This is a genomic window from Micromonospora haikouensis, assembly GCF_900091595.1.
GTDB classification, from domain to species: Bacteria; Actinomycetota; Actinomycetes; order Mycobacteriales; family Micromonosporaceae; genus Micromonospora; species Micromonospora haikouensis.
In genome coordinates, this window is record NZ_FMCW01000001.1 from 119,534 (window position 1) to 132,534 (window position 13,001).

At 74.4% G+C, this 13,001-nt stretch carries 9 protein-coding genes; 3 read left to right on the forward strand and 6 right to left on the reverse strand.

The window, feature by feature from the left end:
• Nucleotides 1-82: 82 nt before the first annotated feature.
• The gene (locus GA0070558_RS00430) at nt 83-868 is read left to right on the forward strand and encodes an aldo/keto reductase (protein ID WP_091274242.1); all 786 of its coding nucleotides are present in this window, start codon (nt 83-85) and stop codon (nt 866-868) included.
• Nucleotides 869-955: 87 nt separating this feature from the next.
• On the opposite strand, the gene GA0070558_RS00435 is transcribed toward GA0070558_RS00430, so the two are convergent.
• Both GA0070558_RS00435 and GA0070558_RS00440 read right to left on the reverse strand, forming a co-directional pair.
• Nucleotides 956-2,074, reverse strand: coding sequence for a glycoside hydrolase family 12 protein (locus GA0070558_RS00435; protein WP_077936476.1), 1,119 nt, complete (start codon nt 2,072-2,074; stop codon nt 956-958).
• A 130-nt stretch (nt 2,075-2,204) separates the two neighbouring features.
• On the reverse strand, nt 2,205-3,026 hold the full coding sequence (locus GA0070558_RS00440) for an IclR family transcriptional regulator (protein ID WP_256091658.1): 822 nt from the start codon (nt 3,024-3,026) through the stop codon (nt 2,205-2,207).
• Between the two features lie 229 nt (nt 3,027-3,255).
• On the opposite strand from GA0070558_RS00440, the gene GA0070558_RS00445 reads away from it, so the two are divergent.
• A complete protein-coding gene (locus GA0070558_RS00445) occupies nt 3,256-4,362 on the forward strand; it encodes an FAD-dependent monooxygenase (RefSeq protein WP_091274246.1) in 1,107 nt (368 codons plus the stop codon).
• A 204-nt stretch (nt 4,363-4,566) separates the two neighbouring features.
• Nucleotides 4,567-6,324, forward strand: a complete 1,758-nt coding sequence (ctaD, locus tag GA0070558_RS00450) for an aa3-type cytochrome oxidase subunit I (protein ID WP_043962167.1) — start codon at nt 4,567-4,569, stop codon at nt 6,322-6,324.
• A gap of 527 nt (nt 6,325-6,851) precedes the next feature.
• On the opposite strand, the gene GA0070558_RS00455 is transcribed toward ctaD, so the two are convergent.
• The 4 genes from GA0070558_RS00455 to GA0070558_RS00470 all read right to left on the reverse strand — a co-directional run bounded on the left by GA0070558_RS00455 (nt 6,852) and on the right by GA0070558_RS00470 (nt 12,980).
• Complete coding sequence (locus tag GA0070558_RS00455; protein WP_256091694.1) at nt 6,852-8,222, reverse strand: MFS transporter; 1,371 nt, start codon at nt 8,220-8,222, stop codon at nt 6,852-6,854.
• Between the two features lie 72 nt (nt 8,223-8,294).
• Nucleotides 8,295-8,876: an isochorismatase family protein gene (locus tag GA0070558_RS00460; RefSeq protein ID WP_091274254.1), complete on the reverse strand. Its 582-nt coding sequence runs from the start codon at nt 8,874-8,876 to the stop codon at nt 8,295-8,297.
• Between the two features lie 44 nt (nt 8,877-8,920).
• A complete protein-coding gene (locus GA0070558_RS00465) occupies nt 8,921-10,207 on the reverse strand; it encodes a nicotinate phosphoribosyltransferase (protein WP_091274258.1) in 1,287 nt (428 codons plus the stop codon).
• A 16-nt stretch (nt 10,208-10,223) separates the two neighbouring features.
• Nucleotides 10,224-12,980 (reverse strand): LuxR C-terminal-related transcriptional regulator, encoded by a 2,757-nt coding sequence (locus tag GA0070558_RS00470; protein ID WP_091274261.1) that lies wholly within the window; start codon nt 12,978-12,980, stop codon nt 10,224-10,226.
• Between the last annotated feature and the right edge of the window lie 21 nt (nt 12,981-13,001).

The following is a 13,001-nucleotide window of genomic DNA, read 5'->3' on the forward strand; positions in this document are numbered from 1 at the left end:
CCGGGCGGTCGCGCAGCCGGTGCGCCGCGCCGCGCGGGCCGCGGCGGGCATGGCCGGCCCGATCAGGGGTAGGACAGCGGCCATGGATACCCTCGACCAGCCCACCGCTCTGCTTTCCGGCGACGTGCGGATGCCGCTGCTCGGCTTCGGCACCTGGCAGGCCACCGGCGAGGCCGGGCACGCGGCGGTGCTCGCGGCCCTCGACGCCGGCTACCGGCACGTCGACACCGCCACCATGTACGGCAACGAGGCGGAGGTGGGCCGGGCGGTCCGCGACAGCGGCCTGCGCCGGGAGGACGTCTTCGTCACCACGAAGCTGCCGCCCGACCGGGTGGGTCGGGAGCGCGAGACGATCGAGGCCAGCCTGCGCGCCCTGGGCCTCGACCACGTCGACCTCTGGCTGATTCACTGGCCGCCGTCGGCGGCGTCGGACAGCATCCCGGTGTGGCGGGAACTGCTCGCCGCGCGGGACGAGGGCCTGACCCGCGCCGTCGGGGTGAGCAACTACGGCACCGCGCAGCTCGACGAGCTGATCCAGGCCACCGGGGAGGTCCCGGCGGTCAACCAGATCCGTTGGGGTCCCGCGCTGTACGACCGGCGGCGGCACGCCGAGCACCGGGACCGGGGCGTGGTGCTGGAGGGGTACAGCCCGTTCAAGACCACCGACCTGTCCGACCCGGTGCTGACCCGGATCGCCGCCGCGCACGACGTGTCGCCGGCCCAGGTGGTGCTGCGCTGGCACGTCGACCACGGGATCGTGGTGATCCCGAAGTCGGCCACCCCGGAGCGGATCCGCGCCAACGCCGACATCTGGGGCTTCTCGCTGACCGCCGAGGAGATGCGCGACATCGACGCCCTCGGCGGCTGACGTCCACCACCCGGGGGCGGGGTTGGGGGCCGGCCCACGGCGCGGGGGCGGCCCGAGACCGGGCCGCCCCCGTCGTGCGGTGGCTGGTCAGGAGCGGGTGCAGGTCATGCCGTTGAGGGTGAAGCTGCTCGGCGACGAGTACGCGCCGCTCAGCGTGCCCTGGTAGCCGAAGGTGGCCGTGCCGCCCGGGGCGAGCGTGCCGTTGTGGCTGATGTTGCGGGCCGTCACGGCCGAGCCGCTCTGGGACACGGTGGCGTTCCACGAGCCGGTGATCTGCTGCCCGCCCGGCAGGTTGTAGTTGAGCGTCCAGCCGTTGAGCGTCGCCGTGCCCGTGTTGGTGATCTGCACGTCGGCGGTGAAGCCGTTGTTCCACGAGTTGGCCGTGTACTTCACCGCGCAGGCGCCGGTGCCCGGGGGAGGCGTCGGGTTGGTGGTGGGCGGGGTGCCGCCGGTGTTGACGCTCTGCGAGAAGTTCGTCACGGCCAGTCCGGCGCCGCCCTGCCAGGGCTCGAAGCCGGCCTGGATGCTGGTCAGGTACCAGGAGTTGGTGATCGCGCCGCGGTTGCGGGTGTCGTTGATGAAGTGCAGCACGTCGAAGCTCAGGCTGGGGATCGCCGACGACGCGACGTAGGAGATCACGTTGTTGCCGCCGTTGTTGCCGCGCCAGACCTCCCAGTTGCGGCCGGCGATGTTGGCGTTGCCCACCGGGGAGCCGATCGGCTGGATCGGGCCCTGCCGGTTGAGCCAGATCATGATCTCCATCTGGTTCACCCCGTCCCGCTTGGGGCTCGGGTCCAGCCAGATGTCGTACGAGGCGTTGTAGATGGCCCCGCTGACGTAGCGGTAGTTGATGCTGCCGGGGGCGCTGCTGATCTGGCTGACCTGCACCGGCAGGTTGGTCCCCGGCGAGCAGTTCGTGTAGTGGCAGCCGACGAAGATCGACGGGTACGCGGTCGGCGCGCCGTTGGTCGGGCTGCTGCCGTTGAGGGTGGTGATCTCGAAGCCCGTGCTGGTGGCGTTGATGCACTGCTGGGCGGTGGTGCCCCAGCGGTTGTTCTGCACGACGTACTTGCCGCCGATGACCGTCGAGCCGAACTGCTCGCAGATCTGGGTGTCGGCGGAGGCGGTGCCGCCGACGGCGACGGCGACGATCGAGGCGGCCGCGAGGAGGCCGGCGGCCGCGAGTGCGCGGAGTGGACGCTTCATGATGCTCCTTGCTGCGACGGCGAAACGCTCGGGACGGGTCGGGACGGGACGGGTCGGTGTGCGGTGCGGGAGCGCTCCCACGCTCCGCCGACACATTTACATGTTTGAAACCGTTGCGCAAATGAAACGGTTAAGCTAGCGGAGGATCGCCGTTCGGCCCGTCGAACGGCGGCCACGAATCCCCGGCCAGCAGGGGTCGCCCCGCGCCCACCCGCGCGGCCGCCTCGACCAGCGCGGCGGCCATCCGCGCCCGGGTCTGCGGCCCCAGCCGCGCGACCGGCGCGCAGAGCGCGATCGCCTCCGTCGCCGGCTGCTGCAGCGGCACCGCCACCGCGACGGCCGCCAGCCCCGGGTCGCACTCCTGCGCCTCCGCCGCCCAGCCCCGCTCGCGCACCGCCGCCAGCTCGGCGCGCAGCCACGCCGACCCCGTCGCCGTGCTCGCCGTCCGGGCCGGCAGCGGCCAGCTCAGCAGCCGGTCCACCGCGTCGTCCGGCCGCTGCGCGAGCAGCGCCCGGCCCGCCGCCGTGGCGTGCGCCGGCAGCCGGCAGCCGATCGGGTGGTACGCGCGCAGCGCGTGCGGCGACTCCCGCCGGGCCAGCAGCACCACCGACCCGCCGTCGAGCCGGAACAGCTGCGCGGTCTCGCCGAACCGGGCCGTCAGCCGGTCGAGCACGCCGCCCAGCAGGCCCGTCGCGCCGTCGCGCCCCAGGTACGCCGCGCCGACCTCCAGGGCCCGCAGGCCGAGCGCGAACCGGCCGCCGCCGTCGTCGGTCTCCACCCAACCCCGCGACAGCAGGGTGCGCAGGAGCGCGTGCAGGCTGCTCTTGGGGATGCCGAGCGTCCGGCTCAGCTCGCCCAGTGGGCGCGGGCCGCCGGCCGCCGCCAGCGCCTCCAGCACGTCCAGCGTGCGACCGGCCGACTTCACCGCCCGGTGCGCGTCGTCCGCCGTCACCCCCGACACTTTAGTGGTCGTCGATGGATCGGCGCACCGACGGAACGGCGTTCACCTCGCGGAACAACTTCTTCGCCCAGCCGGCCGGTCCGTGGGCCGTCCCCCGGCAATCGACGCAACCCGTCGAGGGTCGACCCGCCCGAGACGAACGGCCCTGGCGTGCGTCGATCGCACCGAGTAGTGTCTTGCCTCCAACGCGTGCCGCTACCCCCCGGAGGCGTACACCACGATGGGTGGCTCCCCCCTGCGCATCCTCGTCGTCGGTGCGGGCATCGCCGGTCTGGCCGTGGCCCGGGCACTGCGGAGGGTGGGCCTCCGGCCCGACGTCACCGAGCGCCTGCCGGCCTCGGCCCTCGTCGACACCGGTCTCTACCTGCCCGGCAACGCGGCCCGCGCCCTGCGCGGGCTCGACCTCGACGGCCCCGTGCGTCCCCTCGGGCAGGTCATCCGCCGGCAGTGCTTCCTCGACGCCGCCGGCGACCCGCTCTGCGAGGTCGACCTGGGCTCGCTCTGGGCGGACGTCGGCGAATGCCGCGCGCTGCCCTGGTCGGAGCTGCACCGGGTGCTGCTCACCGGGGCCGGCGGCGAGGTCCGCCACGACGTCGAGGTGCGGGAGGTCGAGCTGTTGCCGGCCGCCGTCGGCATCACCTTCGCCGACGGCACCACCGCCGAGTACGACCTGGTGATCGGCGCCGACGGCCCCCGCTCGGCGGTGCGCGCCCTCGCCGCGCTCGGCGGGCCGCCCCGCCCGGCCGGGCACGTCGTCTACCGCGGCGTCGTCCGGGGCGGCCCGCGCGTCGACGAGTGGACCGCCCTGCTCGGCCAGCAGGCCGGCTTCCTCGTCGTGCCGCTCGGGGCCGGCCGGCTCTACTGCTACGCCGACGAGGTGGGCACCGCCGCCCCCGCCGACCCCATCACGCGGCTGACCGAGCTGTTCGGCGCGTACGCCGGCCCGGTGCCCGAGGTGCTCGACGCCCTGGAGCAGGTGCACGTCGGCATCACCGAGGAGGTCGAGCTGGGCCGGTGGTCCCGGGGGCGGGTGCTGCTCGTCGGCGACGCCGCGCACGCCACCGCGCCCACCCTGTCGCAGGGCACCGCCATGGCCCTGGAGGACGCCGTCGTGCTGGCCGAGTCGCTGACCACCACCGACACGGTCGAGGAGGCGCTGGTCGCGTACGAGAGCCGCCGTCGGCCGCGTACCCAGTGGGTGCGGGACCGGACCCGGGACCGCAACCGCACCCGCGACGTGCCGCCGGCCCTGCGCGACCCGTTCCTGCGCCGGCGCGGGGCGGAGATCTTCGGCGCGCACTACGGGTTGCTGGTCAAGCCGGTGTGAGCGGGGCCGTGGGTCGCCCCGGCGCGCGCGGGGCGGTCGGTCGCGCCTCGGTCGCGCCCGCGCGAGCGCGCGCGAACGGGGCGTGATCGTAGCCGGCCACCCCACGCGGCACCCCCACCTGCCGGGGACTATCCTCCTTGCGGATGACGGCTCGCAGATAACCAGGGCGTGCCGAGCGGGACAACCCAGAACCGGAGGCCACTCGTGACCACCGTCGCACCCAAGCCGGTCGTGACCCGGCCCTGGCCGGTCCGAGAGCCGGTCAAGGGGTCGGCAATCGCGCGGCTGCTGCGCACCACGGACGCGAAGCAGATCGGGATCATGTACATGGTCACCGCGTTCGCGTTCTTCATGATCGGCGGCCTGATGGCGCTGATCATGCGGGCCGAGCTGGCCCGCCCGGGGCTGCAGTTCCTGTCGCCGGAGCAGTACAACCAGCTGTTCACGATGCACGGCACGATCATGCTGCTGTTCTTCGCGACGCCGATCGTGTTCGCCTTCGCGAACTACGTGGTGCCGCTGCAGATCGGCGCCCCGGACGTGTCGTTCCCGCGGCTGAACTCCTTCGCGTACTGGCTCTACCTGTTCGGCGGCACGATGGCGACCGCCGGCTTCATCACCCCGGGTGGCGCGGCCGACTTCGGCTGGACCGCGTACACCCCGCTGAGCACCGCCGAGCACTCGCCGGGCGTCGGCGCGAACATGTGGGTCGTCGGCCTGGCCATCTCCGGTCTGGGCACCATCCTCGGCGCGGTCAACCTGATCACCACGATCCTGACCCTGCGCGCCCCCGGCATGACGATGTTCCGGATGCCGATCTTCACCTGGAACATGCTGGTCACCAGCCTGCTGGCGATCCTGATCTTCCCGCTGCTGGCCGCCGCGCTCTTCGCGCTCGCCGCCGACCGGCTGCTCGGCGCGCACGTCTACGACCCGGCCACCGGCGGCCCGATGCTGTGGCAGCACCTCTTCTGGTTCTTCGGCCACCCCGAGGTGTACATCATCGCGCTGCCGTTCTTCGGCATCATCACCGAGGTCATCCCGGTCTTCTCCCGCAAGCCGATCTTCGGCTACAAGGGGCTGGTCGCCGCGACCATCGCCATCGCCGCCCTGTCGATGAGCGTCTGGGCGCACCACATGTTCTCCACCGGCCAGGTGCTGCTGCCGTTCTTCAGCTTCCTGAGCTACCTGATCGCCGTGCCGACCGGCATGAAGTTCTTCAACTGGATCGGCACCATGTGGCGGGGCCAGATCACTTTCGAGACGCCGATGCTCTTCGCCATCGGCTTCCTGGTGACCTTCCTCTTCGGCGGCCTCACCGGCGTGATCCTGGCCAGCCCGCCGCTGGACTTCCACGTGCACGACTCGTACTTCGTGGTGGCGCACTTCCACTACGTGCTCTTCGGCACGATCGTGTTCGCCGTCTTCGCCGGCATCTACTTCTGGTTCCCGAAGATGTTCGGCCGGATGCTCGACGAGCGCCTGGGTAAGATCCACTTCTGGCTGACGATGATCGGCTTCCACACCACGTTCCTGGTGCAGCACTGGCTGGGCAACGAGGGCATGCCCCGGCGGTACGTCGACTACGCGCCCCAGGACGGCTTCACCACGCTCAACATGATCTCCACGATCGGGGCGTTCATCACCGGCATCTCGACCCTGCCGTTCATCTGGAACTGCTGGAAGTCGTACAAGACCGGCCCGGTGGTCGAGGTCGACGACCCGTGGGGCCACGGCAACTCGCTGGAGTGGGCGACCACCTCGCCGCCCCCGCTGCGCAACTTCGACCGGATGCCCCGGATCCGCTCCGAGCGCCCCGCGTTCGACGCGAAGTTCCCCGAGCTGGCCGCCGGCCAGAGCCTCGCCGGCCCGCCGGAGGGCGGCTCCAAGCCGCTGACCAGCGAATCCGACAACGGGGCCAGCTACCAGGAGGACAAGGCGGGCAACCTCGACCAGCGCTGACCCGCCCCGGTCAACCCGTACGACGGGCGCCGCACCCCCAGGGGTGCGGCGTCCGTCGCCGTCCGGGCCCTTCCACCCGAGGCCAGGCGCTGCCCCGAACGCGCTGTCCCACCGCGCTGCCCCCACGGCCTGCCCCGCCGCGTGCCCTGCGGGCTGCGCGCGCCACCTCCCGCCACCCGCCTCCCACCACCCGCCTCCTGACGAGGGGCGAGCACTGGGCGCCCCCACTGCGGTGATCAAGAGGTTCACGTCACCGTTGAGATCAACTTTGACACTCTTCTCTTGATCACCGGGACGACTGGGCGGCGCGCGACGGCTGGAGCGTCCCGCCGGGATTAGGCCCGGCTAACCCGCCCCCGCCTGCCCCGTCCCGGCCAGCCCGCTTGGGCCGCTCGCCATGTCGGCGACATGGCGGGGTTGGAGGGGGTGGGATACCGCTATGTCGCCGACATGGCGGGGCGATCAGGCGCGGGGCGGCGGTGCCGACCGGCCCCCACCGTGCACGCCGTGTCACCGTGCCCAGCGGGTCAACCGGTGACGCCGGGGCCGGCGGAGGCCGATGCAGCAGGAGCCGGTGACGCGGGGACCGGTTCGGCCGGAAGCGGCGGGATCGGGTCCGACGCGGGAGCCGGGGCGGCCACCGTCGGAGTGGCCACGGTCGGGGTGGCCACGGTCGGGGTGGCCACGGTCGGGGTGGCCACGGTCGGGGTGGCCACGGTCGGAGTGGCCATCGTCCGAGTGGTGCGGCGGCGCAGTTCGGCGGGGAGCACGGCGGCGGCGACCAGCAGCCCGATCGCGCCGGTGACCACGAAGCCCCACGGCGGGGCGGAAGCGTCGATGACCGCGCCGGCCAGCGGCGCACCGAGGGCGATGCCGACCGTCACCGCCGAACCGTGCAGGCCCATCGCCTCGCCCCGCACGTCGGCGGGGACGAGCCGGCTGACCGTGTCGGCCGTCGCGGCGAGCGTCGGCGCGCAGAGCATCCCGGCCGGGACGAGGGCGAGGCAGAGCAGCCACCAGTGCGCCCCGCCGAGCCCGACGGGGATGGTGCACAGGCTGAGCACCGCGACCAGGGCCAGGGGCGAGACCGGGCGGCTGACCGCGCCGTACGCGAAGCCGCCGACCAGCGACGCGACCGCCCACGCGGCGAGCACCACCCCGGTCCAGCCGACCTCGCCGCCGGCACGCAGCACGGCGACCACCGCGACGTCGGTGCCCCCGAGCACCAGGGTCGTGGCGAGGCTCACGGCGAGGACGGCGACCAGCCTGCCGGTCAGCCACTCCCGGCCGGGCACCCGTCGCCGCTGCGTGGCGGGCTCGTCGGCGGCGCGGGTGGGCGGGTCGAGCAGCCAGAGGGTGACGCCGGCGGCGACGATGCCCGCGCCGACCGCGTAGAGGGTGACCCGGGCGGACACGGCGGTGGACATCGCCACGGCGAGGGCCGGGCCGACCATGAACGACAGCTCCATCGACATCGAGTCCAGCGCGTACGCTGGGCGGCGGTGCTCGGGCGGCGCGAGCGCGGCGATGGACTGCCGGATCACCGAGAAGATCGGCAGGGCGAGCAGGCCGGCGACGAACGCCGCCGGCAGCAGCACCGGGTACGGCAGCGTCGGCGCGGTGGACCAGAAGATCGCCTCGGCGACGGTGGTCAGCACGAGCACCGGCCGCAGGCCGCGCCGGTCGACGAGCCGGCCGAGCAGCGGGCCGCCGAGCGCCGCGCCGACGGTCATCGCCGCACCGACCAGGCCGGCCGCGCCGTAGCCCCGGCCGAGGTCGAGCACCACGTGGAAGGTGATGGTCACTCCGGTCGCGGTGAGCGGGACGCGGGCGAGCACGGACACCAGCAGCAGCGACCGGAGGCCGGGCAGGGCGAGCGCCTGCCGGTAGGGCGACATGTTCACGACGGTGGGACACCTCCGCCCGACATCCTCGACCGGGGGTGTGACACCCGCCAGCGGATTACCCGCTCAGGTGGCCGTGATCACCGGCGTGCCGGTCATCACCACCCCGGCGCCGTCCATCGCCCGGAGGGCGACGTCCAGGGTCGCGGGCGCCACGGCGGCGGTGAGGTCGAGCAGCACGGTGGTGGCGAACCCCTCCCGGGCGGCGTCCAGGGCGGTGGCCCGGACGCAGTGGTCGGTGGCGACGCCGACCACGTCGACCCGGGCGACCCCGCGGGCGCGCAGCCAGTCGGCGAGGCGCTCGCCGTCTGCGGCGTGCCCCTCGAAGCCGGAGTATGCCGCCGCGTGCTCGCCCTTGTGGAAGATCGCCTCGATCCGGTCGGTGGCCAGCTCGGGGTGGAACTCCGAGCCGGGCGTGCCGACGACGCAGTGCGCGGGCCAGGAGTCGACGTAGTCGGGCGGGTTGCCGAAGTGCGCGCCCGGGTCCACGTGGTAGTCCTTCGTCGCCACCACGTGGTCCCAGCGGTCGGGCTCGGTGGCCAGCAGCCGGGAGATCCCCGCCGCGACGCCGGCACCGCCGGCCACCGCGAGGGAGCCGCCCTCGCAGAAGTCGTTCTGCACGTCGACGATGATCAGCGCGTTCGCCATGCCAGGGGTGCTCCTTCGCGGTAGGTCGGTGGCGGGCGGGGCGGTCAGCCGGCGGGGACGACGGTCACCGGGACCGCCGGGTCGCCGGCGGAGAGCTTGAGGCCCTCCCAGGGGATCGAGATGAGGCACTGCCGCAGGTGTTCCCGCGACTCGTCCAGCGTGGGCGGCTCGACCGGCTCGCCGCCGGCCACGTACGTCCGCTGCAGCAGCCGGTCGTGCGGCTGCCGGTCGGGCACGCCCTGCGGCACGATGACCTCCTCGGTCGCCGTGCCGGTGGGCTTGTGCCGGCGTACCGCGACCTTCCGGCCGCCGATGGTGGCCTTGTGCTCGGAGCGCTTGACCACCGGCCGCCCGGCCACCTCGACCAGCTTGTAGACCAGCCCGGCGGTGGGCGCGCCGGAGCCGGTGACGACGGCCGTGCCCGCCCCGTACATGTCGACGGGCTCGGCGGCGAGCGCGGCGATGGCGTACTCGTCGAGGTCGCCGGAGACGATGATCTTCGTCTCGGTGGCGCCGAGCGAGTCGAGCAGCTCGCGGGACTGCTGGGCGATCACCGCGAGGTCGCCGGAGTCGATCCGGACGGCCCGCAGCTCGGGCCCGGCCACGGCGATGGCGTTGCGGATGCCCTGGCTGATGTCGTACGTGTCGACCAGCAGCGTGGTGTCCTCGCCCAGCGTGGCGACCTGCGAGGCGAACGCGGCCCGCTCGTCGTCGTGCAGCAGGGTGAACGCGTGCGCGGCGGTGCCGGCGGTCGGGATGCCGTAGCGCTGGCCGGCGGCCAGGTTGGAGGTGAACCGGAACCCGGCGAGGTAGGCGGCCCGCGCCGCGGCGACGGCCGCCTCCTCGTGGGCCCGCCGGGAGCCCATCTCGATCAGCGCGCGGCCCCGCGCGGCGGTGACCATCCGGGCGGCGGCCGCGGCGACCGCGCAGTCGTAGTTGAGCACCGACAGCACCAGCGTCTCCAGCACGACGCACTCGGCGAAGCCGCCGGAGACGGTGAGGATCGGCGAGCCGGGGAAGAACAGCTCGCCCTCGGCGTATCCGTCGATGTCGCCGGTGAAGCGGTAACGGGCCAGCCAGTCGGCGCCGGTGTCGTCGACGACGCCGGTGCGGCGCAGGAAGTCGACCTCGTCGGCGGAGAAGCGGAAGTCGCGGATCATGTCGATCAGCCGGGCGGTGCCTGCCACCACCCCGTAGCGGCGGCCGGTGGGCAGCCGACGGCTGAAGACCTCGAAGACGCACGGGCGGTCGGCGGTGCCGTCGGCCAGGGCGGCGCTGACCATGGTCAGCTCGTAGTGGTCGGTCAGCAGCGCGGGGCGAAAGGTGCTCACCTGCCCAGCCTAGAGTTCACCTCCCCGGCTCGCCCTCCTGGCCCGGGAAGGGCCGCCCACCGGCGGGGCCGGGGAGGGGCCGGCCGCCTGCGGAGCCCGGGGAGAGCCGCCCGCTGGCGGAGCCGGGCAGCCAGCGCAGGGCGGCACGGAGCTCGGCCCGGCCGGTCACGCCGAGCTTGTGGTAGATCCGGTGCAGGTGGTTGTCGACCGTGCGGCTGGACAGGAAGAGCCGCTCCCCGATGGCGCGGCTGGTGACCCCCTCGGCGGCGAGCCGGGCAACCTCCCACTCCCGGTCGGTCAGGGCGGGTTCCCCGAGCCGCAGCGCGGGGGTGTCGACCTGGTCACACAGCCCGAGCAGCTCGCCGAGGCGCTCGTGCGCGGCGAGCGCCGCGCCGGAGCGGCCCGCGCGCAGCCGGTGCACCGCGGTCGCGGCCGCCTCGGCGGCCCAGACCCGCAGGTCCAGCGCGGCGAGGCCGTCGGCGACCGCGAGCAGGTCGTCGGCCGGGCCGGCGACGGCGGCCCGGGCGTACCGGGCCAGCAGCGGCGGCAGCGGGCCGTCGACCCGTTCGCTGAGCTCGGCGAGCCGCTGGGCGACCGTCCGCCGGCCGCCGTCGGTGCAGGTCGGTCCCACGGGCGTGGCGGCGGCGTCCAGCCGCACCAGGTCGTGCAGGACGAGCAGCTCGTGGCCGGTGAGCCCGTCGTCGCGGAGCCGGTCGGCGAGGGCGGCGAGGTGCTTGGTCGCGCCGGCCGGGTCGCCGCACACGGCGAGCACCGCGCCCCGGGCCTGCTCCAGCCAGGGGTAGAGCACCGCCATCCCGGGGGCGTGGGTGCGGTCCGCCTCGGCCATCGCCTCGGCGGCGTGCGCGGCGTCGCCCCGCAGTACCGCCGCCTGCGCCCGCTCGGCGTGTGCCAGGCCCGCGTACACCCGGCTGGTGGCGAGCACCGCGCACGCCTCCAGGGCCGTCTTCAGCGCCGTGCCGCTGCTGCCGCGCAGCCGTGCCGCGTACGCCCGGAGGATGGCCAGGTAGCCGGTGCCGAGCCGGAAGTCACCCGCCCCGGCCAGGTCGGCGAACTCGTCGGCCACGATGGCGTCGATGCCGGCCAGGTCGCCGGCGAGCGCGAGCCGGGTGCCCCGGGCCAGCTCCAGCGCGAGCTGGAGGTAGGGCATGTCGCCGCGCCAGCGGGCCGCCTCGGCCTGCACCTGCTCGATGGCCGCGCCGCTGCGGGCGAACTGCCCCTGCGCGGCTTGGAGGTGGGCGAGGGTACAGCGGGCCAGCTCGCGGGCGGCCACGCCGGCGGCCGGGCGGTCCAGCACCGCCTGGGCCAGCCGCACCGCCTGCGCCGTGTCCAGCCGGTGCAGCCGCATGATCGCCTCGAAGGCGCGCACCCGGGCCCGGTCGGTGGCGTCGGTCAGCTCCGCGCCGCGCGCCGCGATCTCGTCGACGGTGGACTCCCGGCTGAGCCCCCAGTAGCTGACCATCCCGCGGACGGTCAGCCACCGCACGCACCTCGCCTGCTCCGTCGCGTCCGGCGCGACGGAGTCGAGCATCGCGATCGCCTCCTCCGGCCGGTCGGCGAACATCAGGAGGGTGGCCAGCAGCTCCGCGGCGTCGAAGCCGCCGTCGGCGTCCAGCGCCGCCCGGGCCAGCCGGGTCGCCAGGGGTACGTCGTACCGGGTGAACGCCTGCGCGGCCGCGCCGAGCAGCAGCGCCGGGTCCTGTGCGGTGCCGGAGTCGAGCCGCCAGACCGCCACCCGCAGCAGGTCGTCGCGGCGGCGGGCCCCCACCGCCTCCAGCAGCTCGGCCAGGCGGGCCTGCAGGCGGCGGGTGCGGCTGACGGGGCAGCGGCGGCGCATCATCTCCCCGTAGAGCGGGTGCGCCAGCCGCACGTCGATCCGGCGGTCGTTGTGCTCCACCGCGATCAGCCCGCGTTCCTCGGCGGTCTCCACGTCGGCCGGCTCCACCGCCTGGTCGAGCAGGTGCAGACCGAGCGGCTCGCCGAAGGCGACCAGCTCCAGCACCGCCCGCACGCCCGGCGTGAGCCGCCCGATGCGGGTGTCGATGAGGTCGGTGAGGCTGGGGGCCAGCGCCAGCCGCCCGGTCCACCGCCAGACGCCGTACGTGCGGGTCAGCTCGTCGGCCGGCGCGGCCATGACCAGCTCGCGCAGCAGCAGCGGGTTGCCGCCGGAGAGCCGCCACAGCCGGTCGGCGGAGCCCGCGTCGACGGGGCCGCCGAGGATGGCGGCGAGCAGCCCGACGGTGTCGGAGCGCCCCAGCGGGGCCAGCTCCACGTGGTCGACCAGGCCGTCGGTCCACAGCGCCCGGATGGGCAGCGGCAGTTGCTCGCCGTCGCGCAGCGTCCCGATCACCGTGGTGTTCTCGGCGCGGGCGACCAGGTGCACCAGCGCGGCCGAGGGCGGGTCGAGCAGGTGCGCGTCGTCGACGGCCAGGACGATGCGCCGCCCGGCGGCCTGCTGTTGCAGCTGGCCGACCGCCCAGCGCAGCACGCCGGCGGGGGAGAGCCCCTGCGGCGGCTCGGCGGGAAGCACCTGGACCATGCCGCCGAAGGGCAGGGCGGCGGTGGTGGCGCTGGCCGAGACCGACCAGACGGCGTGCCCGTCGGCGGGGACGGCGGCGAGCGCCTCGCGCAGCAGCCGGCTCTTGCCGACCCCGGCGGAGCCGCTGAGGAAGAGCCCGCGTTCGGCCGCGCCGGTCGCCGCGACCAGCAGGTGGTCGAGCTCGGCGCGGCGGCCGACGAATTCCCACCGACTCATCCGGGCAGCATATCGACCGTC